We start from the raw sequence: 22,919 nt of genomic DNA on the forward strand, positions 1-22,919 counted from the left end.
ACGGGCGGGGTGGGGCCCCGGAAGCCGTCAGGAGGAGAAGAGCATCCGGCCGAAGCCGCCCTTGTGGTGGCCGTGACCGTGGCCGTGGCCGTGACCGTGTCCGTGGCCGTGACCGTGTCCCTGGCCGTGGCCGTAGCCGCCCTGCTGCGGGGCTCCCCAGGCGGGCGCCGGGGCGTGCTGGGCCGGGTACGGCGCCGGGGCCGGCGGCGCGGCGGGCGGCGGGACCTGGCCGTACTGGGCCGTGTACTGGGACTCCAGGCGGGTCAGTGCTTCGAGCTCGCCGTAGTCGAGGAAGATGCCGCGACAGCCGCTGCACTGCTCTATCTGGACACCGTTGCGGTTGTACGTGTGCATCATCGCGTGGCACTTCGGACACTGCATGAGCGGATCAACTCCTCGCCGTCTGGGTCGACACCGGATGCGTACCCGGTGGCGTGAACCTCACCCTACGACGGAGCCATTGCCTCCAAGTCGGCCGGGAGAGCCGCAATTCGGGCACAGGCATCCACCATCAGTCGCTCCACGTCGTCCAGTCGGCGCTCCTCCCGGGCCGCCTTGGCCAGGGCCAGTGCGGCCGTCTGCACGGTGAGCGCCCGGGCGGCGACATCGAGTTCCGGCCAGGGGTCGCTGCCGGGCGGACCGGCGGCGGGGCCGCCCGCGGCGCGGTAGGCGTCGAGAAAGCGCAGCCAGGTCGGCGGATCGAGCAGCCCGGCGGCGTACCAGGCCGCCGGCCGGGCGAGATCCCAGGCCGGGGCACCGAGTCCGAGGTCGTCGACGTCGATGAGCCTCCACTGCCACCCCGCCGGACCGCCGATCCGAACCAACTGCCCCAGGTGCAGGTCCCCGTGACACAGCACCCCACCCCCCGGCTGCGCCCCCTCCCCCCGGGCCCAACCGGGCAACGTCCGCGCGGCAGCCCACACGGACCGCACAAGCCGCACGACATCCCGATCCCGGGCCCCGCCCGAACCCGCCAAGCCCCCGGCTCCTGGAGCCCCGGGGGCCGCGGCCTGACCGGTGGCCGGATCCGGGTCCGCGGCCGCAGTCGGGTCCGCGGCTGTGGCCGTGCCCGTGGCCGCGGCGGCAGTGGGGGCCACGGCTGCGGCTACGCCGGTGGCCGTGACCTTGGCTCTGGCCGCGTCCGTACCTGGGGCCGCCGTTGGGGCCGCAGTTGGGGCCCCGCCAGTGGCTGCGCCAAGGCCAGTGGCCAGGCCAGAGGCCGAGCCTGCAGCCATGACCGCACCCGTGCATGCGGTCGGGCCAGCCGTCGTGGCCCGGCCCGCGGTCATGGCCGGGTCCGCGGTCGGGCCTGAGTCGGGGGCCGCAGCCGGTTCCGTGGCCGTGGCCGCGGCGGCAGTCGGGGCCACGGCTGCGGCTGCGGCTGCGCCAATGGCGGCGGTCGGAGCCGTGGCCAGGCCAGAGGCCGGACCTGCGCCCATGGCCGAGGCCGGGCCTCTGCACGTCAGCGGGCCTGTGCCCGTGACGGGGCCCGTGACTGCAGTCGGGCCCGCGGCTGCGCCCGTGGCCGGGCCCGTGGCCGCGCCTGCGCCTGCGTCCGCAGTCGGGGCTGCGGCCAGCCCCGAGGCCGGACCTGCGCCCATGGCCGGGCCCGTGACTGCAGTCGGGCCTGCGCCCGCGGCTGCGCCCGTGGCCGCGCCTGCGCCTGCGTCCGCAGTCGGGGCTGTGCCCAGCCCCGAGGCCGGACCTGCGCCCATGGCCGGGCCCGTGACTGCAGTCGGGCCTGCGCCCGCGGCCGGGCGCGTGGCCGGGCGCGTGGCGGTGGCCTCGGCTGTGGCAACGGCCGTGCTCGCGTCCGCAGTCGGGGCCTTGGCCGCAGCTGCACAAATGGCCGCGGTCGGAGCCACGAGCGAGGCCGGACCTGCGCCCGGGCCCGTGGCTGCGCACCTGGACACACCCGTGGCCTCGGCTGTGGCCGCGGCCGTGCTTGTGTCCGCAGTCGGGGCCTTGGCCGCAGCCACGGTCGGAGCCACGCCCGAGGCCGGACCTGCGGCCGGGCCCGTGGCTGCGCACGTGGCCACACCCGCGGCCAGGGCCGAGACTGCGGCCGGGTCCGCGGCCGGGCCTGAGTCGGGGGCCCCGACCGGGCCCGAGACCGGGGCTGGGCCCGTGGCCGTGGCCGTGGCCGTGGCCGGGCCCGGGACTGTGGTCGGGGCCGGGGCCGGGGCCGGGACTGTGGTCGGGGCCGGGGCCGGGGCCGCGGCCAAGTCCGGGTAGGCCGTGGCGAGTCTGTGGAGGGCTCGGGCCAGTTTGGCGGGGCCTCGCATCGGGGGGACCGGGGTCGGGAGGGGGTGGAGGGAGGTTCGGTGCAGGGCGGCCAGGAGTTCGGCGGCCGCCTCCCAGGGGGCGTCCTCCGGGCGATCCGGGTCGACCGGAGCCCCGTAGGGCCACAGGGAGACGGGTCGTCCATCGACCTGGCCCAGCCCGGTCCGCAGCGGCGGCAGCAGGACCCCGGCCAGCGCCGGGTCCCCCGCGATCCGGATCCGTACCCCCAGCGCTCCGGGATCGCCGTCCCCCGCGTGTGCCTTGACCACGACCTCCCCGCAGCGGACGACGGTGCCGTCGTCCCGGTCCGCGAGGACCTGGTACTGCGCGGCCCCCGCGTGCGCCGCCAGCGCGGCCGCGCTCACTCGCTCCAGCGGAACCACGCCTCGGTACCGTCGATGTGCAGCAGGAAGTCCGATGTCGGGAGCCCGGCTGGGGTGAGGAGGGTCAACTCCTCGGCGATCGGGGCGTACGCCTCGCCGAAGAGGTCGTCGGAGAGGTCACCGGAGAGGTCTTCGTCGGTCTCCTCGGCCATCAGCGTCTGGACGGCTTCGAACCAGGAACGGACCCGCTCGAAGCCGGCTTCCGGCGCGAAGCGGCCGTGGAGCCATGGGAAATCGGCCGATTCCACGACGACCGCGCCGAGCGGCTCCCCTTGGCGCACGAGCTGCCAGACGCTGCCCTCCGGCCGGCCCGCCTGCTCCAGCTCCAGCTCCAGCTCCATCACGACTCCCGTGTCCCCCGGCACCGCACCCCGGCGGATGCCCCTCCGCACGAGGGTACGCAGCGCCGCTGACATCGAAGGGGCGGGGCCGGGGGACCGCCGGCATCGGCTCGGGGGCATGAAAAAGGGTGCTGCCCGTCCGACTCCCCAGTCGTACGGGCAACACCCTTCACCTGCCGTCCGTTGGCCGCTCCCCCGTCCCCACGGGGTTCGGCCGGTGACAGTCCCGGCCCAGGCCGCTCTCCTGGGCCCGGGGCGCCGCTCAGCGCCCCAGCATCACGCTTACGGACGACGCCTGCGCCACCACCTGGTCGAAGCCTCCGAAGAGGAAGAGCAGGAGGGCGGCCAGGGGGAGCACCATGGCCGCGGCCACCAGTGGGTGGCGACGGCCGGACTCATGGCCGTTGAACGCGAATGCCTTGCGTCCCTGCCGTGCGATGTCCGCCATGGTCCTCTCCCTGTCGATTGGCAGCGGCGGGCTTGTGACCTCGGGGGACGAGTGCTCCACCCGCCGCTTGTCTTCAACACTAGGCGCGGAGAAGGCCTCTGGCCTCATGCCCTCGTACCCATTGACCGGCCTCCGAGAGGATGACGAGCCCCCCTCCGGCGTACTCCCCTGGGTGGAGGTCGGCCCCCGGCCCTGGGGGTCTTCCCGGAGGGGATGACCAGAGGGTAGTGACTTCGCTCACTTCCGTCACTCCCCGCACACACCCCGCCTCCGACCAGGCACTCCCAAGATCACCCGGCCGAGTCCGGCCCGCACCCCGTCCCGTACCCGGCGATTACCCCGCCCGTCACCCCAAATCCCTTGGCCCGTGCACCGTTTGACCGCGGGACCCCGCTCCGCACATGCGTCCGACCGGTGGCCCCGGGATCCCTCAAGTGGACTGCCCCGTACTGACTATCGAATCCCCCGGCGAGGGCGCGGCCTCTGAGCGCGCATGCCGGATGGTCCGTAAGCTGTGGCACGTCAACAGGACGACCGGTCAGCGGGGTGGACATGGCGATGATGCGGCTCCGGCGCGAGGACCCGCGTGTCGTCGGCTCGTTCAGGCTGCACCGACGCCTCGGCGCCGGCGGCATGGGCGTCGTCTACCTGGGCTCCGACCGGCGCGGACAGCGCGTCGCACTCAAGGTGATCCGGCCCGATCTGGCCGAGGACCAGGAGTTCCGCTCCCGCTTCGCCCGCGAGGTGTCCGCCGCCCGGCGGATCCGCGGCGGATGCACCGCGCGCCTGGTCGCCGCGGACCTGGAGGCCGAGCGCCCCTGGTTCGCCACCCAGTACGTGCCCGGGCCCTCCCTGCACGACAAGGTGGCCGAGGAAGGCCCGCTGACGGCCTCGCAGATCGCCTCCATCGGCGCAGCGCTCTCCGAAGGCCTGGTCGCCGTGCACGAGGCGGGGGTCGTCCACCGCGACCTCAAGCCCTCGAACATTCTTCTGTCCCCCAAGGGCCCGCGCATCATCGACTTCGGGATCGCCTGGGCCACCGGCGCGAGCACCCTCACCCACGTGGGAACGGCCGTCGGCTCCCCCGGGTTCCTGGCGCCCGAGCAGGTGCGCGGAGCCGCGGTCACCCCGGCCACGGACGTCTTCTCGCTCGGCGCCACCCTCGCCTACGCGGCCACCGCCGACTCCCCCTTCGGGCACGGCAGTTCCGAGGTCATGCTCTACCGCGTGGTGCACGAGGAACCGCACCTCCAGGGTGTCCCGGACGCCCTCGCGCCCCTCGTACGGGCCTGCCTGGCCAAGGACCCCGAGGACCGGCCGACCACGCTCCAGCTGTCCATGCGGCTCAAGGAGATCGCGGCCCGCGAGGCGCACGGGCTGGGCGAGAGCCGTCCGCCGGCGCAGCGGGCCCGCACCGAGCGGCCGACGGGGCGCCTCGCCGAGGGGTACGCCGACCAGCGCGCGGAGCTCCGTACCGGCGGCAACCCCACGCCGCAGCCCCAGGGGCCGGGACCGTCCCAGGGACAGGGCGGCGGCCAGGGCGGGCAGGGACCGCAGAGCGGACCGCACTCGCGGCCCTCGTCGGCGCGGGGCACCGGCTCGCGGGGCCCCGGCTCCACCGCCGGGCGCACGGGCGGCCGCCCGGCTCCCCGTACGACGGGCACGGGGCGGCGGCCTTCGCGGCCGGACCCGAAGCTGATGCGCCAGCGCCTGATCGTCTTCGTCGTGGTGACGCTGATCGTCGCGCTGGGCATCGCGGCCGCCCAGAAGCTCTAGTCGGCTCCAGGCCGTCTCTTCCGGACCTTGCGGGGTCCGGAAGGGACGGCCCAGGACTGGCTACGGGCGGCCGCTGGCCACCGCGTAGAAGGCGACGGCCGCGGCCGCACCCACGTTCAGCGAGTCCACCCCGTGCGCCATCGGGATCCGTACCCATTCGTCGGCGGCGACCAGGGCCTGCGTCGAGAGCCCGTCCCCCTCCGCGCCCAGCATCAGCGCGACCCGTTCCAGGTTCTGCGGGGCGGCCTCGTCGATCGGCGAGGCCTTCTGGTGCGGGGTGAGCGCCAGGAGCTTGAAGCCGGCCTCGCGGACCGAGTCCAGGCTCTTGGGCCAGGCCTCCAGGCGGGCGTAGGGCACGGAGAACACCGCGCCCATGGAGACCTTGACCGAGCGCCGGTAGAGCGGGTCCGCACAGTCGGGCGAGAGCAGCACCGCGTCCATGCCGAGGGCGGCGGCGCTGCGGAAGATGGCGCCGATGTTGGTGTGGTCGTTCACCGCCTCCATGATGACCACGCGCCGGGTGGTGGCCAGCAGTTCCTCGGCCGTGGGCAGCGGCTTGCGCTGCATCGAGGCGAGGGCGCCGCGGTGCACGTGGTAGCCGGTGACGCGTTCGGCGAGCTCCGGGCTGACGGCGTAGACCGGGGCCGGGAGCTCGTCGATGACGTCGCGCATGACGTCGACCCACTTGGCGGAGAGCAGCATCGAGCGCATCTCGTAGCCGGCGTCCTTGGCGCGTCTGATCACCTTCTCGCCCTCTGCGATGAAGAGACCTTCCGCGGGCTCGCGCCTGCGCCGGAGTTCTACGTCGGTCAGGCCCGTGTAGTCGCGCAGGCGCGGGTCGTCGGGGTCCTCGACGGTGATGAGATCAGCCACAGGGTGATACTGCCTTGTCCTGGGTGCGGTGCCAACGGCTCTGCTCGGTTGTGCGGTTGCCGCCCGGGGCGGCGGGCGTACGGCCCTACTCGGCGGCGGGCCGGTGCACCTTGACCACGTCGCCGATGACGATGACGGCGGGCGGACGCACCTCCTGGGCCCTGACGGTCTCGCCGACCGTGGCCAAGGTGGCGTCCACGCGGCGCTGGGAGGCGGTGGTGCCCTCCTGGATGACGGCGACCGCGGTGTCGGCGGGGCGGCCGTGGCGCACCAGTGCCTCGGCGATCAGGCCGATCTTGTCCACGCCCATGAGGACGACCAGGGTGCCGGTGAGCTTGGCGAGGGAGGCCCAGTCCACGAGGGAGCGCGGGTCGTCGGGGCCGACGTGGCCGCTGACCACGGTGAACTCGTGCGCCACGCCGCGGTGCGTGACCGGGATGCCGGCCGCGCCGGGCACGGAGATGGAGCTGGAGATGCCCGGGACGACGGTGCAGGCGATACCGGCCTCGGCGAGGGCCTGGAGCTCCTCCATGCCGCGCCCGAAGACGTACGGGTCGCCGCCCTTGAGCCGGACCACGGCCTTGCCGGCCTTGGCGTGCTCGATGAGGGCGTTGTTGATGGCCTCCTGGGCCATGAAACGGCCGTACGGGATCTTCGCGGCGTCGATGACCTCCACGTGCGGCCCGAGCTCGTCGAGGAGGTCACGGGGGCCCAGCCGGTCGGCGATGACCACGTCGGCCTCGGCGAGGAGGCGGCGGCCGCGGACCGTGATCAGGTCGGGGTCGCCGGGTCCGCCGCCGACGAGGGAGACGCCGGGGGTGTGGTGGCGGTGGCCGCGGGCGGCGAGGGTGCCGTCGCGCAGGCCCTCGACGATGGCGTCGCGGACGGAGGCGGAGCGGCGGGGGTCGTTGCCGGTCAGCACGGCGACGGTGACGCCCTCCACGCGGCCGGTGGCCGGGGTCCAGGCGGTGGCGGCCTCGGCGTCGTCGGCGCGGACGCACCAGACCCGCTCGCGCTCGGCTTCGGCGGAGGCGGCGTCGTTGGCCGCGCGGTCCCGGGTGGCGATGAGGGCGTACCAGGCGCCGGCCAGGTCGCCGACCTCGTAGCGGCGGCGCTCCCAGCGGATCTCGCCGGTCTCCGCCATGGCGTCCACGGAGGGGGTGGCGGAGGGGGAGACGAGCAGGACGTCGGCGCCGGCCGCGATGAGCGCGGGGAGGCGGCGCTGGGCGACCTGGCCGCCGCCGATGACGACGACGCGGCGGCCCTTGAGGCGGAGTCCGACGGGGTAGGCGGGGGTGTCGGCCATGGCGGTTGCGGCTCCTGGGGCAGCGGCGGTTCTCTTGTGTGCCGCTGCGGCGCTGGAGCGGCGGGTACTGACGTGCGGTTATGTGGTGCGGGTCCACCATACGGCGCGGGCCGTGCGGGGGCGCGGGGCGGGCCCTGCGGGCGGCTTCCCCACCCCGCCCCTTCCCGAAACTGGGGCTTCGCCCCAGACCCCCTACGTGCGCTGCGCGCCCTGCCCTCAACCGCCGGGCGGGCTGGAATGCCGCGCAGCGGCATATCCAGCCCCGCCGGCAGGGGCTACTTCTCCGTGACTCCGGCCGAGTCGAAGGTGGCGACCTCGTGCATCGCGCGGGCCGCGCTCTGGACCAGCGGGAGGGCCAGGAGGGCGCCGGTGCCCTCGCCCAGGCGCAGGTCCAGGTCGACCAGCGGGCGCAGGCCGAGCTTGTTCAGCGCCGCGACGTGGCCCGGCTCCGCGCTGCGGTGGCCGGCGATGCAGGCGGAGAGGGACTCGGGGGCGATGGCGCGGGCCACCAGGGCGGCCGCGCCGGCGCTGACGCCGTCCAGGATCACGGGGGTGCGCAGGGAGGCGCCGCCGAGGAGGAGGCCGACGATCGCCGCGTGCTCCAGACCGCCGATCGCGGCCAGGACGCCGATGGGGTCCGCCGGGTCGGGCTGGTGGAGCTCCAGGGCGCGGCGGACGACCTCGACCTTGCGGGCGTGGGTCTCGTCGTTGATGCCGGTGCCGCGGCCGGTGACCTCCGCCGGGTCGACCCCGGTGAAGACCGAGATCAGGGCGGCGGACACCGTGGTGTTCGCGATGCCCATCTCACCGGTCAGGAGGGCCTTGTTGCCCGCCGCGACCAGGTCGCGGGCCGTCTCGATGCCCACCTCGATGGCGGCGACGGCCTCTTCGCGGGTCATCGCGGGGCCGGTGGACAGGTCGGCCGTGCCGGGGCGGACCTTGCGCGGGAGCAGGCCCGGCGTGGCCGGGAGGTCGCCCGCGACGCCCACGTCGATCACGCAGACCTCGGCGCCGACCTGGTTGGCGAAGGCGTTGCAGACGGCCCCGCCGCCCAGGAAGTTGGCCACCATCTGCATGGTGACCTCCTGGGGCCACGGGGTGACGCCCTGGGCGTGCACACCGTGGTCGCCGGCGAAGATGGCGACCGCGGCCGGCTCCGGGATCGGCGGCGGGCAGACCCGGGAGAGTCCGGCCAGCTGCGCCGAGATGATTTCGAGCATGCCGAGCGCCCCGGCGGGCTTGGTCATGCGCTTCTGCCGCTCCCAGGCCTCGCCGAGCGCCTTGGCGTCGAGCGGACGGATGCTGGCGACCGTCTCGGAGAGCAGGTCGTGCGGCTCCTCGCCGGGCAGCGCGCGGCGCCCGTACGTCTCCTCGTGCACGACCCACGCCAGCGGCCGCCGCTGGGACCAGCCGGCCTGGGCGAGCTCGGGCTCGTCGGGGAACTCGTCCACGTAGCCGACGCACAGGTAGGCCACGACCTCCAGGTGCTCCGGCAGACCGAGCGCGCGGACCATCTCGCGCTCGTCGAAGAAGCTGACCCAGCCGACGCCGAGGCCTTCGGCGCGCGCGGCGAGCCAGAGGTTCTCGACGGCGAGGGCCGAGGAGTACGGGGCCATCTGCGGCTGGGTGTGCCGGCCGAGGGTGTGGCGGCCGCCGCGGGTGGGGTCGGCGGTGACCACGATGTTCACCGGGGTGTCGAGGATGGCCTCGATCTTGAGTTCCTTGAACTGCTTCGCACGGCCCTTGGGCAGCGACTTCGCGTAGGCCTCGCGCTGGTGTTCGGCGAGCTCGTGCATCGTCCGGCGGGTTTCGGCGGACTTGATGACGACGAAGTCCCACGGCTGGGAGTGCCCGACGCTGGGGGCGGTGTGGGCCGCCTCCAGGACGCGCAGCAGCACCTCGTGCGGGATGGGGTCGGTGCGGAAGCCCTTGCGGATGTCGCGGCGCTCGCGCATGACGCGCAGGACGGCCTCGCGCTCGGCGTCGGCGTACGCCGGGGCCGGCTCGGTGGCCGCCGGGGCCTCCGGGTCGGGCTCCTGCTCGTCCGCGGGCGCGGTCTGCGCCACCGGCACGGCCGCGTCGTCCGCCGCGGCCGCGGGCTCGGACTCCGGCTGCGCCTCGGGCTGCGCCGGTACGTCTTCCAGCGCGGGCTCGGGGGCGGCGACGGGCTCCGCCTCGGCGGCCTGGACCACCGCTTCCGCAGCCTGCGGCTCGGGCTCCACGACGGCGACCGGCTCGACCTCGGCCGCCTCGGCCGCTCCATCGGCCACGGCCTCGGCGACCACGGGCTCCGGCTGCGCCACGACGACCGGCTCGGGCTCGGCGGCCGGGACGGGCTGCGCCTCCTGCTGCGGCTCCGCTTCGGCCGGCGGCTCGGCCTCGGCGACGACATCGGTCACGGCCACCGCTTCGGCCACGACCGGCTCGGGCTCGGGAGCCGCCACGGGCTCGGGAGCGGGCTCCACCGCGACGACGGGCTCGGGCTCCGCGACGGCGACGGCCACGGGCGCGGCCACAGGGGCAAGGTCGGAGACGGGGACGGCAACGGGGGCCGGCTCGGCCACGGCGGCGACCGCCGCTGCGACCTCCGCCGGAACCGCAGCCGGAACCTCTGCCACGGACTCGGGAGCCTGCTCCACCGTCCACGGGGTCCCGGCCTGGACCGGGATCTCGGCCGGCTGCGGGGCGCCGGGAGCGACGGCCTCCGGGTGCGGGATGTCCAGGTACTCGGGTCCCGTGGTCGGCGGACCGGGCTGGCGGACCGGAACCGGCACCGCGGGGGTGTTCAGCAGGGAGCCCACGGGCTCGGGAGCCGGCACCGGGGCCACGGGGGCCAGCGGAGCCGGGATCTGCACGGAGGCCGGGGCCGGAGCCGGGACCTGCGCCTGGGCCGGAGCCGGCGCCGCGGCCGGACCCCGGTCCGCGAGGGAACGTACGACTCCCCCGGTGGCCTCGGGCACGGGCGGACCCATGTGCAGCGGCCGCCGGACGGGGGCGGGCGCGACGGGGGCCGCCGCGGCCTGGCCCTGGTCCTGCGGGGCCACGAGGCCGCCGAGGTCCAGTGCGCCGGAGTCCCGGCCGCCGGCCTCGTGCGCACCCGCGCCGTAGGAGGCCGGGTCGGCAAAGGACTGCTCGGGGAAGCCGGGCTGCGGGTAGGGCTCGTAGGCGACCGGGGCGGCCGGCTGCTGGTACTCGGCGTACGCGGCGGGCTCGGCGTAGACGGCCTGCTCGGCGTACTCGGTGTACGGGGCGTCCGCGTACGCCGGGGGCTCCGGGAAGGCGGGCATCTGCGGGACGACCTGCGGGTCGCTCCACGCGCCCTGGCTGCTCGGCATCAGCAGCAGTTCCTCGTCCTCCGGCTCGGCCGGGTCGTCCACGAGGTCCTGGAAGGCGTAGCCCCCGGTCGCGGGGGACTGCATGGGAACCGGGGCGGGGATGCCCGGCTGACCCACCATGCCCGTGTTGTCCGGGAGACCCTCGCCCGGAACCTGGCCGGTGTCAGTCATGCGTACCCCTCGCCCATCGGTGTTGCCTCTTCTACCGCCCGGTCGGCCACGAGCCCGCCGAGCGCTGATGCCGTGCCGGATTGCCGTGGGGCGGATTCGCCTCACGTACGCCTGCACGACAACCAGTAAGTATTGTCCTGCTCGTTCGCCATCATGGCGGCCATAACCGCCACGGTCCTCTGTGGACTACGCCACGTCCCGCGTCCTGCCGGTCCCGCATGCCCGAATCGTCCGGGCGGTGCGACGATCGGCCAGCCTACCCCGAGCCCGCTTAGTGGGGTGGCCGGACAGGTTTGACGGGGCGTTCGGCGGCCAGGAGGAAGACCACGGAGCGCTGCTGTTCGGTCCAGTCCCGGGTGTCGAGGCCGACGGACTGGAGCAGCGCGCACTCGACGGCGTACCCGCCGGCGGCGAGGACCCGGCCGATGGCCTCCGCCTCGTCGCGCGTGGAGGCGTGGGTGACGATCCGTTCGGGGCGGCGGTCGGCGACGGCGGCGACCACCTCGGCTCCCCCGCCGCCGACTCGGACCACGTCGGGCTCGGGCAGGGTCTCCAGTACGTGCGGGGCGCGGCCGGTGACGACCTGGAGCTGTACGCCCCGGGCGCGGGCGGCGGTGGCGGCGCGTTCGCAGGCGTGCCGGTCCGCGTCGACGGCGATGACGGCGGCGCCGAGGGCGGCGGCGTCCACGGCGAGGGCTCCGGAGCCGGAGCCGATGTCCCAGACGAGGTCGCCGGTGCGCGGTCCGAGGCGGGCGAGCTGGGCGGCGCGCAGTTGCGCCGACTCCCCTTCTCCCACGTCGATCTGCGGCCGGGCCCAGCCGCGGCCGGAGGTCTGGGCCGCACTCTGGCCGAGGAGCCAGGCGGGGTCGGTGGCGGCGCTCTGGCCGCCGATGACGATGACCACGTTGGGGTCGCGCCAGCTGTGGTCGGCGGCCTTGTCGGAGGTGAGGACCGTCACCTGCTCCTTGTCGGTGCCCAGTTCCTCGCAGATGACGAAGGTGCGGTGGACCCCTTCGAGCAGCAGGGCGAGTTCGGCGGGGCCGGCGCCGGGCGAGGTGATGACCGCGACCTTGGGGTGGGCGCGGCAGACGTTGACCGCGCGGCGCAGGGTGAGCCGGTGGGCGACGACGACCTGGGCGTCGTCCCAGGGCATTCCGGCGCGGGCGAAGGCGGCGGCCACCGCGGACACGGCCGGTACGACTTCGACTTCCAGGCCGTGTTCCGGGGCGCGCAGGGCGCGTACGACACCGAAGAAGCCGGGGTCGCCGTCGGCGAGGACCACGGCGGTGCCGCGGTGGGCGGCGATCCGGCCGGCGGCGAGGCCCGGGCTGCCGAGGCGGATGCGTTCGGCGGTGGGCGGGACTTCGGGGAGCGCGAGGTGGTGGGCGGCGCCGGCCACCAGGGTGGCCGCGGAGAGCGCGGACCGGGCGGCCGCGGTCAGGGGGGAGCCGTCCCAGCCGATCACCGTGACCCGGTCGGCCATCTTCGTCAGTCTCCTGGGGTGGGGGCGGGCGGAGCTTCCATGGGGGCGGGCACGGTGAGACTACCTGGTCATCGGGTCAGTTCCAGTCCGACGAGACCGCGTAGCCGTTCGCGTCGGACGCGTGGATCCCGTAGCCGTCGTACCGGCCGGATCCGCCGTCCGGGTAACCGCCGGAGTGGCTGCCGGAGTGGCTGCCGGGCTGGTTTTCGGAGTACTCGTCGGCGTAGCCCTCGGAGTAGCCGTCGGCCTCGTCGTCGAGGTCCTCGGGAACCAGGCCCCAGACGATGAGGTCGCTGCGGGCGTCGGACCAGGAGCCGTCGGGGTTCTGGGTGCGCACTATGCAGGCGCTGCGCAGGACGCCCTCGCTGATGCACCCGATCTTCTGGGCCACCTGCTGGGAGGCGGTGTTGTCGGCGGCGGTGCGCAGTTCGATGCGTTCGAAGCCCTGTTCGCGGAAGACCCAGCGGGCGACGGAGCGCACGGATTCGCTGGCGTAGCCCTCGCCGCGGGCCCAGGGGGCGGTGACGTAGCCGACTTCGGTGGTTCGGGTGCGCCAGTTGGTGCCCTGGAGGTGGACGATGCCGACCAGGCGGTGGGTGAGGAACTCGGTGACGGCGAAGACGATGCCGCGGCCCTCGGTGCGCTCGGCGTGGGCGGTGCGGGTGGCCCAGGTGAGTGCGTCGGCCCGGGTGTAGGGGTGCGGGACCGAGGTCCAGGCAGTGACGTGCTCGTCGTTCATCATCTCGGTGAGCGCGGTGACGTCTTCTTCCTCGAAGGGGCGCAGCACCAGCCGGTCCGTGCTGATGGTGACGTCCGGGAAGGTGGTAGTCATGCGCAGCTCCATGCCTGTGACCTTGGTGCGACCGTGATGCGTTTCGACCGTGGTGCTGGACCGTTTGTGCGGGTCGTAGGCCACAGCATGCAGCATCGGCCTGGTGATGTGCAGGCCCGGGTTGCCCGGAAGCGGGCAGCGTGCGGCCCCGTACACCGAAGGGGTGTACGGGGCCGGACAGCTTGGCCGGATCGGGCCGGTCGAACTAGTGGATCAAGAAGCCGGCTTGCCGAAGGCCGGGATGACCGAGCCCTGGTACTTCTCCTCGATGAACTTCTTGACCTCGTCGGAGTTCAGGAGCTTCGCGAGCTTCTGGATCCGGGGGTCGTTCTGGTTGCCGTTCTTGACCGCGAGGATGTTGGCGTACGGGTTGCCCTCGGCCTTCTCCAGCACGAGCGCGTCCTTGGCCGGGACGAGCTTGGCCTCGATGGCGTAGTTGCCGTTGATGACGGCGGCGTCCACGTCGTTCAGGGCGCGCGGGACCGTGGCGGCCTCCAGCTCCTTGAACTGCAGGCCCTTCTTGTCGGTGATGTCGGACAGCTTGGCGGCGGTGCCGACACCCTCCTTGAGGGTGATGAGGTTGTTGGCGGCGAGCAGCTGGAGCGCGCGGCCCTCGTTGGTGGGGTCGTTGGGGACGGCGATGGTCTGGCCGGCCTTGACGTCGGTGAGGGCCTTGTCCTTCTTGGAGTACAGGCCCAGCGGCTCCAGGTGCACGTTCACGACGGGCACGATGTCCGTGCCGTTCTTCTTGTTGAAGTCGTTCAGGTACGGCACGTGCTGGAAGAAGTTCGCGTCGACCTGGCCCTGCTGGGTGGCGGTGTTCGGCAGGACGTAGTCCGTGAACTCCTTCACGTCCAGCTTGAGGCCTTCCTTGGCCGCCAGGTTGTCCTTGACGAACTTCAGGATGTCGGCGTGCGGGGTCGGGGAGGCCGCGATGACCAGCGCCTTGCTCTCGTCGACCTTGCCGCCGTCCGCCTTGGTGGAGGACGGGTCCGAGGAGCTGCCGCAGGCGCTCAGGGAGAGGGTCAGCGCGGCGGCGGTGGCGGCGAGGGCGGTGAGCTTGATGTTCTTACGCACGAAGAGTGCCTTTCTTGCTTCTTGTATTGCGGGTGGTGGCCCAAGCACGACAAGTGCGGGCTTTCTTGGGGGAAAAGTTCTGGATTGTCCGGCCGGGCCCGGATCAGGCTGTCCGACCCCGGCGCGCGAGGAGGCGTACCACGCCGTCGCCCGCGAGCTGGATCACCGTGACGAGCACGACCAGGACCACGACGGTCGCGACCATGAAGCCGGTCTCGAAGCGCTGGAAGCCGTACGTGATGGCCTTGGAGCCGAGGCCTTCGCCGCCGACCGCGCCGGCCATGGCGGAGTAGCCGATCAGGGTGATCACGGTGGTGGTGACGGCCGCGATCAGGGAGGGCAGGGCCTGCGGCAGGAGCACCTTGCCGACCAGGGTCGGGATGCCTCCGCCCATGGACTCGACGGCTTCGACGAGGCCGTGGTCCACCTCGCGGACCGCGGTCTCGACGAGCCGGGCGAAGAAGGGGATGGCGCCGATGGAGAGCGGGACGATCATCGCGGTGGGGCCGATGAAGGTGTCGACGATCGCCGTGGTGACCGGGATCAGGAAGATCAGGAGGATGATGAAGGGCAGCGAGCGGCCCATGTTCACGATCACGCCGAGGACCTTGTTGACCGGGCGGTTCTGGAGCAGGCCGCCCCGGTCGGTGAGGACCAGCAGGATGCCGATGGGCAGACCGCCCAGGATGGTCACCAGGGTGGACCACAGCACCATGTAGAGGGTGTCGAACGTGCCCTGCGTGAGCAGCGGCTGCATTTCGGACCAGGTCACTTCGCACCATCCTTGACCAGCTCGGCGAGTTCGCCGTCGACGTCCTGCACACCCGTGTCCGCGTCGGCCTCGACCACGTCCACCTGGAGCCCCTGCTCGCGCAGGAAGCCGACCGGCACGACGTTGTCCTCGTAGCGGCCGGGCAGTTCGATGCGCATGCGGCCGACCTGGCGTCCGGAGATGGTGTCCATCGCGGCGCCGAGGATCGAGATGTCGATGTTGTAGGTGCGGGCCAGCTGGGAGATGACCGGCCGGGTCGCGGTCTCGCCGTGGAAGGTGACGTCGACGACCGTGTGCTCCGCGGTGGTCGCGGAACCGGTCAGCGGGAACAGTTCGTGGGCGAGCTCGGATCCGGGGGTGGCCAGCAGCTCGGTGACGGTGCCGGACTCGACGATCCGGCCCTGCTTCATCAGGGCGGCGGAGTCGCAGACGGACTTGACCACGTCCATCTCGTGCGTGATGAGCAGCACGGTCAGACCGAGCCGGCGGTTGAGGTCGCGCAGCAGCTGGAGGATCTGGCGGGTGGTCTCGGGGTCCAGGGCGCTGGTGGCCTCGTCGGAGAGCAGCACCTTGGGGTCGCCGGCCAGGGCGCGGGCGATGCCGACGCGCTGCTTCTGGCCGCCGGAGAGCTGGCCGGGGTAGGACTTGGCCTTGTCGGCGAGGCCGACGAGGTCGAGGAGTTCGGCGGCCTTGCGGGCCCGTTCGCGGCCGGATATCCCCAGGATCTCCAGGGGCAGTTCGATGTTGCCCTGGACGGTGCGCGAGGACAGCAGGTTGAAGTGCTGGAAGACCATGCCGATGCGGCTGCGGGCCTCGCGGAGCTCCTTGCCGGCGCGGCGGCCCCGGCCCGCGAGCGCGGTGAGGTCGACGCCGTCCACGCTCACGGTGCCGGTGGTGGGGCGTTCGAGCAGGTTCACGCAGCGGATCAGGGAGGACTTTCCGGCGCCGCTCTGGCCGATGACTCCGTAGACCTCGCCTTCGCGGACGTGCAGGTCGACGCCGTCCAGGGCGGTGACCTCGCGGCCACGGGACTGGTAGACCTTCGTGAGGCCCGATGTGGTGATCACAGGATTTCCGTCGCTGTCGAGTGCACGGCGCAGCGGGTGCCGGGCACGGGGCAAACATCTGGGGACGCGATACGGCTCGAACCGTCCGAAAACGGCGGTGTCGGCGCGTGCGCGGGGCAGGAGCGATCCGGGTTCACATGGAATGCGTGGCGCGGATGGAGCTCGCCGGGTCTCGCTTCGGGGCGCGAGAGTGCGGGAAGGGGGCCCTCAGAAGGCGCGCATTCGACACATACAACGAGCACCGGGCGTCATCGTCGCCTCGGTCGCAAGGGTGCGGCTGCTCGTCGTGGTCATGGGCCCAGTAAACCAGACGATTCCCGTGACCGATCAAAGATGTCCGAATAGCGGACGGATTTCGGCCACATACCGGACAACCTCGGTCAGGCGGAATCCTCCGTCTCGACGCTCATCCCCCCGGCCCCGACCAGCACGGACACGGCCGACAGGTCCCGGACGACCACGTCGGCCTCGAGCTCGGCCGCGGTGTGCGTTGTGGTCAAGGCCACCGTCGTCATCCCGGCCGCGCGGCCCGCGGCCAGCCCTGCGGGGGCGTCCTCGAAGACCACGCAGCGGGCCGGATCCACGCCGAGCCGGGCGGCCGCCAGCAGGAAGGGCTCCGGGTCGGGCTTGCCCCGGGTGATGTCTTCGGCGGCCACCATCTCGGGGAAGTCGATGCCCACCTCGCGCAGCCGTGCCTCGGCGAGCGGGCGGGTCGCCGAGGTGACCACGGCCCAGCGGCCCGCGGGCAGCGCGGACAGCAGTTCTTTGGTGCCGGGGAGCAGGACGACACCGCCGGCCACGTCCTCGACCTCCAGGGCCTCGATCCGGGCCAGGGCCCGGTCCCGCACCCCTTCGGGGAGGAGGTCCGCGATGATCTCGGCGGCCGGCCGGCCGTGCAGTTCGACGGCGGCGAAGGCCTCCTCGGTGATCCCGTACTCCCGGGCCCAGCGGGTCCAGCAGCGGTGCACCGATTCCATCGAGGAGACGAGCGTGCCGTCGTTGTCGAACAGCAGCGCGTCGAATTGCGGGCCGTGCTTCCCTTGCAGCTTCATGCCTTCCAGGAAAGCCCCGGAGCAGGGGTGAGCGCATCGGGTCTTTCGGCCCGTAATACCCTCGCTGCATGCTCGACGCCCTGACGGTCGCCATCGGCGCGGCCGCACTCGCCCTCGCCGCCTGGTGCGGTTTCGCCGCCTGGCGGGACCAGCCGACCAAGGACTGGCACTTCATCGGCATGGCCGTGGTGACCGTCCTGGTCCTGGGCCAGCTGGTGGTCGGCCTGGTGCAGCTCGCCCGCGGCGAGAAGCCGGAACAGGGCACGGTGCTCTTCGTGGCCTACCTGGTGGGCGCCTTCGCCACGATCCCGGCCGCCGGGATGCTCTCGCTGACCGAGCGGACCAAGTGGGGCTCGGTGACGGTGGCCGCGGGGGCGGTCGTCCTCGCCGTGCTCGAAGTACGGCTCTACGACATCTGGGGAAACGCCGGTGCCTGACACGAACGCGAACACGGACTCGGACACCGGCACGGGCTCCACTGCGCCCGCCGACCGCAAGCGTCTGGTCACCGGGCCGGGGGTGCTGCTGGTCTGGCTCTACGGAGTGATCACGGTCGGCGCGGTCTCGCGCTCGGTCTACCAGATCTCCACCGAGTTCGACCAGGCGCCGCTGCCCTACACGCTGACCGGCCTGGCCGCACTCGTCTACTGCTTCATCACGTACTCGCTGGTGCGCGGCGGGGAGGCGGCCCGCAAGGCGGCGCTGATCTGCTGCGCCGCCGAGCTGACCGGCGTCCTCGTCGTGGGCACCTGGACCCTGGTGCGGCCCGAGTCCTTCCCCGACTCGACCGTGTGGTCGGACTTCGGGATGGGCTACCTGTTCATTCCGGTGATCCTGCCGATCACCGGAATGCTCTGGCTCCGGGCCAAGCGATAACCGCTAACCGCTGCAGTCGCTAGGCGCTGACCGCGAAGTCGGTGGCCTCCTTGGCCTCCTTCTCCAGGATCACCAGGCGGACGCCGTCGGACGCGGTGCGCCCGCCGACCTGGGTGTAGCCGGCCTTGCGGTAGAGCCGCAGGTTCGACTCGCTCTTGTGGCCGGTGAACAGCCGGAAGCGGGTGGTCCCGTCGAACCCGCAGAGGGCGGCCTCGACCGCCTTCAGCAGCCGGGCGCCGAGGCCGTGGCCCTGGAGCCGGGGGTGGACGCAGAGCTTGGCGATCTTGCCGGTGCCCTCTTCGTCCACGTTGCCGCGCACGGCCCCGACGATCTCGCCGCCGAGCCGGGCCACCAGGACGGTGTCCGAGGCCAGCTCCGCCTTGAGGGAGTCCAGGGACTGGGTGAGCGGCTGGATGAGGTAGTTGCCGTACAGCTCGGCTTCGCTCTGGAAAGCCAGGTACTGCAACTTGATGATCTGCTCGGCATCCTCGGCAGTTGCCGCCGAAATGGTCACGCTCATGCCCATGTGCGCATGCCTCCCGCTCACCTGGTGGCCTTTTGGTCTACCGCTCCATTCCCCGCAGGACGGGAGCCGCAACCTCTACGGCCAGCATTCTGCGCAGACATCCCAGGCAACGGGAACGGACGGGCCCCAAACTTCCTTGTGAGATACCCAACTCTCCTGCGATTTCACGGTAGGTGAGGTCCCTGGGCGACAGAAGTGCCCTCATGAGCTCCGGACACCTTCCGGGCAATCGGGCGACCGCCGATCGGAGGGCCCGGTTCTCCTCGCCGTGCAGAAGGGCGTCTTCCGGTTCCGCGCCGGAGCTGCTACCGCCGTCGGCGCCGGACGGCCGGCGGGGGCCGTCCACGGAGTGGTGGCGGGAGTCGTACGGGACTTCGCGCCGGGCCCGGCGCCGCGCCCGGCGGCCTTCCGCCCGTACCGCCCGGCGCAGCCAGTCCGCCGGCTCCGCGAGGGTGCGCCGGTGCTCCAGCAGCCTGACCCAGACGGCTTGTTCGAGGTCGGCGGCGTCCACCCCGGTACCGGCGGCCTCCGCGGCCGCTTCGGCACGGAGCAGGGGGCGGAGCTTGTCGAGGAGGTCAGCCTTCAGCAGGTCCATGCCGGGCGGGACGCGAAGGCCGCGCCGGGCGGTTTCCCCGCCGGGCGCGGCCCACTCGTACGAGAAGCACCGGCTACGGGTTGACGCCCCGGCCCGGACGGAAGGCCTCGGCCGCGAGGAGTCCGGTGTCGGCCTGGTCGGTGAAGATGCCGTCGATGCCCTGTTCGAAGTACTTCTTGAAGGCGCCGAAGGCATCGCCGTAGGCGTTGGGGTCGGTGCCCTTGCGGTACTCGGCGGGCAGGAAGGTGTTCTCGTTGCGCGCGGTGTAGGGGTGCAGGATCAGCCCCTGCGCGTGGGCGTCCGCGACCAGGGTGGTCGGGGCGCCGAGCCTGCCCGCCGCGTCGCGCGGCAGGATCAGGTCCATGGTCGGCCCGATGCCCTGGGCGAAGCCGGCGATCCACTTCAGCCCCTCGGGCTTGACGAGGTCGGCGACCGTACGGGGGTCCTTGGCCAGTTCGAAGTCCCACGGGCGGGTGCCCGCGGCGGAGAGGAGCACCACGCGCGGGGCGGAGACCAGCCGGGAGAGCCGCTGGATGCTGGAGGGCTCGAAGGACTGCAGGAAGAGCGGGGCTCCGCGCCCGTCGCGCCCGTAGCGGCGCAGCAGCTTGGCGAGGGGCTCCTCCAGGCCGAGGCCCAGGGCCCGGAAGTAGCTGGGGTGCTTGGTCTCGACGTGCAGCCAGATCTTCTTCCCGCGGCCCCGGCCCTCGCGGTCGGCCCAGCGCAGCACCTCTTCGAAGGTGGGGACCGCCCAGCGGCCGTCGTAGAGCGTGTTGCGCTGGCGGACGGCGGGGATGCGTTCCTTCGCGCGCAGGGTCTTGAGTTCGGCGAGGGTGAAGTCCTCGGTGAACCAGCCGGTGACCGCGACCCCGTCGACCGTCTTGGTGGTCTTGCGGGAGGCGAACCCGGCGTGGTCGCCGACGTCCGTGGTGCCGCCGATCTCGTTCTCGTGACGGCACACCAGGTGGCCGTCCTTGGTGGGCACGAGGTCCTGTTCGATCACGTCTGCGCCGAGGTCCAGTGCGAGCTGGTAGGAGCCGAAGGTGTGCTCCGGCCGGTATCCGGCGGTGCCCCGGTGGCCGATGATCGTCGGCGACGGCAGGTCCCGGTAGCCTCCATTGCGGCCGCCCGTCGCGGCCGCAGCCGTTCCGGCGCCCGCCGTGAGCCCGACCGCCGCGCCGCCCGCCGCCAGCACGGCCGCCCCCAGTACCGTGCGCCGCGCTGCCCCACCCTGCGTCATGAATGCCACTCCCCATCCGAAAGGGGCCGGGATCCCGGGATCTCCGGGTCCTACGGCCCGAATCCGCGTGCCGATGGTAGGCAAGGGGTGGTGGCGGGCGGGGGTGCGCGGGCGGAACATGGCGGAAACGTGCGTCAACACTGCGTATCCACCTCGTGAACCCGATGTGCGATCAGAGCTGACCCGCGAGTATCGTCCTCACCTGCACCACCGCCGTGTGGTGGTTGCGAACCGCTTTTCGATGCCGGAGGGCCCACGTTGTTCCGTACGCGCCTCATCAAAGCCACCGTCGGACCCGTCATGCGCCTGATGTTCCGCACCCGCGTGGAGGGCATCGAGAACATCCCGGGCACCGGGCCGGTGATTCTGGCGGGCAACCACCTCACCTTCATCGACTCGATGATCCTGCCGCTGGTGTGCGACCGCACGGTCCACTTCATCGGCAAGGACGAGTACGTGACGGGCAAGGGCATCAAGGGCCGCGCCATGGCCTGGTTCTTCACCGGCTCGGGCATGATCCCCGTGGACCGGGACGGAGCCAACGGCGGCGTCGCCGCCCTGATGACCGGCCGCCGGATCCTCGAAGAGGGCAAGATCTTCGGCATCTACCCCGAGGGCACCCGCTCCCCCGACGGCCGCCTGTACCGCGGCCGCACCGGCATCGCCCGCCTGACCCTGATGACCGGCGCGCCCGTCGTCCCCTTCGCGATGATCGGCACCGACAAGCTCCAGCCCGGCGGCGCCGGCATGCCGCGTCCGGGCCGGGTCACCGTCCGCTTCGGCGAGCCGATGGAGTTCTCCCGCTACGAGGGCATGGACCGCGACCGCTACGTGCTGCGCGCCGTCACCGACTCGGTGATGGCCGAGGTCATGCGGCTCTCGGGCCAGGAGTACGTGGACATGTACGCGACCAAGGCCAAGGAAGCCGCGTAGCACCCGTAGCGGTCCTACTGCCGTTGCAGTGACCGGCTGACGCCCGCCGCGGTCGTCGTGGCCAGGACCCAGCCGGTCACGATCAGCAGGTACGACAGCCACTGGTACCAGCCGTCCGGCGCGAAGGCCGCCTCCTGGCCGAAGCCGATGATCGGCAGCATCAGGTCGATCGTGTAGAAGACCGCGTTGAACTCCGGGGCCTCCCCCGCCTTCAGCTCCCGGGGATGGTGCGACCAGTACGCGACCGTTCCCGTCACCAGCAGCGCCAGCAGCCAGCCGGCGGCCCGCAGCGGCCGGAACCCGTAGCCGACGGTGGCGTCCTGGAGCAGCCCCCACAGCCGGGCGTGCCGGGGCAGGGTGCGGCGGTGGCGGCGCAGCTTGGCGAGCTGCACGGTCCGGGCGGAGGCCTCGTCGCCGACCGTGCGGTAGGCCGAGGCGAGCTGTTCGTAGGCGTACGGGAGGTAGCCCGACTCCTCGCGCTCCAGGGCGGGCAGCCGCTCCTCGGCGGGCAGGTGCGGGACCAGGGTGCGGTAGGTCAGCCCGTCGATCCGGATCTTCTCGGGCCAGGTCGTGGGCGGCACGAGGAGCATGTCGAACTGGGAGCGGCGCAGGGTCACCATGCCCTGGATCGTGGCGACGGAGTTCAGCCATACCTCGCCGACGACGCAGCTGGAGGCGCGCAGGGCGACTCCGCCGGGGTTGCCGAGGACGGCGCGGCCCAGGTAGAGCTGGCCGGGTATGCGGGTGCCCGTGAGGTTGACCATGCCCCGGGCCTCCAGCCGGTGGCCCCGCAGGTCGGTGCCGACGGTCAGGTTCTCGGCGTGCAGGGCGATGGCCCCGGGGGCCAGCAGCCGGGAGTCGTCGAGGTTGATCTGGCCGCCGACGGTGGTGCCGTTGATGCGGGTCTGGCCGTGGACCGTGAGCTCCATGGCGATGATGTCGGTGCCGATGTCCGCGTGGTTGACCTGGAGCAGGGGCTCCGGACGCTCGTCCGCGGCCTCCCCGACGGGCCGCGGGGTTCCGATGACCGCGCGGCGGATGAAGAGGCCGCCCCCTATCCGGGCCCCGGAGAGCCGGACGGGTCCGGTGACCGTGCAGCAGGACAGCCTGAGCGAGGTGTCGACCCGTACGGTGTCGGCGGTCAGGCCGGGAAGGGTCGAGTCGTTGGCCACGAAGACCCGCAACTGGGCCCCGTAGAGCAGGGGCTTGCGCTCGAACCAGCAGGCGCGGAGCCGGATCGGGTGCTCGACGACGGCGTACTTGAGGTTCAGCTTGCCGGCGATCCGGGCGCCCCGGATGTTGATCCCCGCGACCTGTCCCTCGGCGGTGGGGCCACCGAGCAGCAGCGCACTGAGCACCTCGGCGCGTACGGTCCGCTCCGGACCCCAGGTCTCCCCGCCCGTCCCGGTCTCGTCGGGGTGCTCGCGGAAGTCGACGCCCTCACCGCGCGGGAAGGCGTCCCATACGCGGCGTTCGGCCGGGGTCAGTTCGGTGATCTCCATCGCGGGGATGGTGTCCCGGGGTTCCACGGACTGTCAACTCCGTGCGGGACA

Annotated in this window: 21 protein-coding genes; 4 read left to right on the forward strand and 17 right to left on the reverse strand. The window is 72.8% G+C overall.

Annotated elements, in window-relative coordinates; all coding sequences use genetic code 11:
• Positions 1-27: 27 nt before the first annotated feature.
• The 4 genes from OHU74_RS06565 to OHU74_RS06580 all read right to left on the reverse strand — a co-directional run bounded on the left by OHU74_RS06565 (position 28) and on the right by OHU74_RS06580 (position 3,455).
• Positions 28-381: a zf-TFIIB domain-containing protein gene (locus tag OHU74_RS06565; RefSeq protein WP_371615019.1), complete on the reverse strand. Its 354-nt coding sequence runs from the start codon at positions 379-381 to the stop codon at positions 28-30.
• 65 nt (positions 382-446) lie between these two features.
• Positions 447-857: an aminoglycoside phosphotransferase family protein gene (locus tag OHU74_RS06570; RefSeq protein ID WP_371615020.1), complete on the reverse strand. Its 411-nt coding sequence runs from the start codon at positions 855-857 to the stop codon at positions 447-449.
• Between the two features lie 1,787 nt (positions 858-2,644).
• Positions 2,645-3,007, reverse strand: coding sequence for a hypothetical protein (locus OHU74_RS06575; RefSeq protein WP_371615021.1), 363 nt, complete (start codon positions 3,005-3,007; stop codon positions 2,645-2,647).
• Positions 3,008-3,269: 262 nt separating this feature from the next.
• Positions 3,270-3,455 carry a hypothetical protein gene (locus OHU74_RS06580; RefSeq protein ID WP_330295472.1) on the reverse strand — a complete coding sequence of 62 codons (186 nt, stop codon included), beginning with the start codon at positions 3,453-3,455 and terminating at the stop codon, positions 3,270-3,272.
• A gap of 552 nt (positions 3,456-4,007) precedes the next feature.
• Between OHU74_RS06580 and OHU74_RS06585 the strand changes: the two genes are divergently transcribed.
• Positions 4,008-5,231 (forward strand): serine/threonine-protein kinase, encoded by a 1,224-nt coding sequence (locus tag OHU74_RS06585; protein WP_371615022.1) that lies wholly within the window; start codon positions 4,008-4,010, stop codon positions 5,229-5,231.
• A 60-nt stretch (positions 5,232-5,291) separates the two neighbouring features.
• Here the strand turns inward: OHU74_RS06585 and OHU74_RS06590 are convergent, their stop codons facing one another.
• The 9 genes from OHU74_RS06590 to OHU74_RS06630 form a co-directional block, all read right to left on the reverse strand.
• A complete protein-coding gene (locus tag OHU74_RS06590; RefSeq protein ID WP_371615023.1) occupies positions 5,292-6,104 on the reverse strand; it encodes a TrmH family RNA methyltransferase in 813 nt (270 codons plus the stop codon).
• Between the two features lie 85 nt (positions 6,105-6,189).
• Entirely contained in the window at positions 6,190-7,410 is a 1,221-nt protein-coding gene (gene cobA, locus OHU74_RS06595; protein ID WP_371615024.1) for a uroporphyrinogen-III C-methyltransferase, read from the reverse strand.
• Between the two features lie 275 nt (positions 7,411-7,685).
• Complete coding sequence (gene cobT, locus OHU74_RS06600; RefSeq protein WP_371615025.1) at positions 7,686-10,916, reverse strand: nicotinate-nucleotide--dimethylbenzimidazole phosphoribosyltransferase; 3,231 nt, start codon at positions 10,914-10,916, stop codon at positions 7,686-7,688.
• Between the two features lie 271 nt (positions 10,917-11,187).
• A complete protein-coding gene (gene cbiE / locus OHU74_RS06605; RefSeq protein WP_371615026.1) occupies positions 11,188-12,399 on the reverse strand; it encodes a precorrin-6y C5,15-methyltransferase (decarboxylating) subunit CbiE in 1,212 nt (403 codons plus the stop codon).
• A gap of 76 nt (positions 12,400-12,475) precedes the next feature.
• The gene (locus OHU74_RS06610) at positions 12,476-13,231 is read right to left on the reverse strand and encodes a GNAT family N-acetyltransferase (RefSeq protein WP_371615027.1); all 756 of its coding nucleotides are present in this window, start codon (positions 13,229-13,231) and stop codon (positions 12,476-12,478) included.
• Positions 13,232-13,444: 213 nt separating this feature from the next.
• Positions 13,445-14,308 (reverse strand): MetQ/NlpA family ABC transporter substrate-binding protein, encoded by an 864-nt coding sequence (locus OHU74_RS06615; RefSeq protein WP_371615028.1) that lies wholly within the window; start codon positions 14,306-14,308, stop codon positions 13,445-13,447.
• Between the two features lie 103 nt (positions 14,309-14,411).
• On the reverse strand, positions 14,412-15,080 hold the full coding sequence (locus tag OHU74_RS06620) for a methionine ABC transporter permease (protein WP_371615029.1): 669 nt from the start codon (positions 15,078-15,080) through the stop codon (positions 14,412-14,414).
• Positions 15,077-16,147 (reverse strand): methionine ABC transporter ATP-binding protein, encoded by a 1,071-nt coding sequence (locus tag OHU74_RS06625; RefSeq protein ID WP_371615030.1) that lies wholly within the window; start codon positions 16,145-16,147, stop codon positions 15,077-15,079. Before OHU74_RS06625 ends, OHU74_RS06620 begins: the two co-directional genes overlap by 4 nt.
• Before the next feature lie 380 nt (positions 16,148-16,527).
• A complete protein-coding gene (locus tag OHU74_RS06630; RefSeq protein ID WP_371615031.1) occupies positions 16,528-17,199 on the reverse strand; it encodes an HAD-IA family hydrolase in 672 nt (223 codons plus the stop codon).
• 68 nt (positions 17,200-17,267) lie between these two features.
• Here OHU74_RS06630 and OHU74_RS06635 point away from each other — a divergent pair, with 68 nt between their 5' ends.
• Positions 17,268-17,636: a hypothetical protein gene (locus OHU74_RS06635; RefSeq protein WP_371615032.1), complete on the forward strand. Its 369-nt coding sequence runs from the start codon at positions 17,268-17,270 to the stop codon at positions 17,634-17,636.
• A 64-nt stretch (positions 17,637-17,700) separates the two neighbouring features.
• The gene (locus OHU74_RS06640; protein ID WP_330300814.1) at positions 17,701-18,075 is read left to right on the forward strand and encodes a hypothetical protein; all 375 of its coding nucleotides are present in this window, start codon (positions 17,701-17,703) and stop codon (positions 18,073-18,075) included.
• 19 nt (positions 18,076-18,094) lie between these two features.
• Here the strand turns inward: OHU74_RS06640 and OHU74_RS06645 are convergent, their stop codons facing one another.
• The 3 genes from OHU74_RS06645 to OHU74_RS06655 form a co-directional block, all read right to left on the reverse strand.
• Positions 18,095-18,601 (reverse strand): GNAT family N-acetyltransferase, encoded by a 507-nt coding sequence (locus OHU74_RS06645; RefSeq protein WP_330295492.1) that lies wholly within the window; start codon positions 18,599-18,601, stop codon positions 18,095-18,097.
• 37 nt (positions 18,602-18,638) lie between these two features.
• Positions 18,639-19,196, reverse strand: coding sequence for an RNA polymerase sigma factor (locus tag OHU74_RS06650; protein ID WP_371615033.1), 558 nt, complete (start codon positions 19,194-19,196; stop codon positions 18,639-18,641).
• Between the two features lie 73 nt (positions 19,197-19,269).
• Positions 19,270-20,433: a glycerophosphodiester phosphodiesterase gene (locus OHU74_RS06655; protein WP_371615034.1), complete on the reverse strand. Its 1,164-nt coding sequence runs from the start codon at positions 20,431-20,433 to the stop codon at positions 19,270-19,272.
• Between the two features lie 300 nt (positions 20,434-20,733).
• Here OHU74_RS06655 and OHU74_RS06660 point away from each other — a divergent pair, with 300 nt between their 5' ends.
• The gene (locus OHU74_RS06660; RefSeq protein ID WP_371619584.1) at positions 20,734-21,366 is read left to right on the forward strand and encodes a lysophospholipid acyltransferase family protein; all 633 of its coding nucleotides are present in this window, start codon (positions 20,734-20,736) and stop codon (positions 21,364-21,366) included.
• A gap of 14 nt (positions 21,367-21,380) precedes the next feature.
• Here OHU74_RS06660 and OHU74_RS06665 read toward each other — a convergent pair whose 3' ends face one another.
• Positions 21,381-22,868: a membrane-associated oxidoreductase gene (locus OHU74_RS06665; protein WP_371615035.1), complete on the reverse strand. Its 1,488-nt coding sequence runs from the start codon at positions 22,866-22,868 to the stop codon at positions 21,381-21,383.
• Positions 22,869-22,919: the final 51 nt, after the last annotated feature.

Source organism: Streptomyces sp. NBC_00454, from assembly GCF_041434015.1.
In the GTDB taxonomy this organism is placed as follows: domain Bacteria; phylum Actinomycetota; class Actinomycetes; order Streptomycetales; family Streptomycetaceae; genus Streptomyces.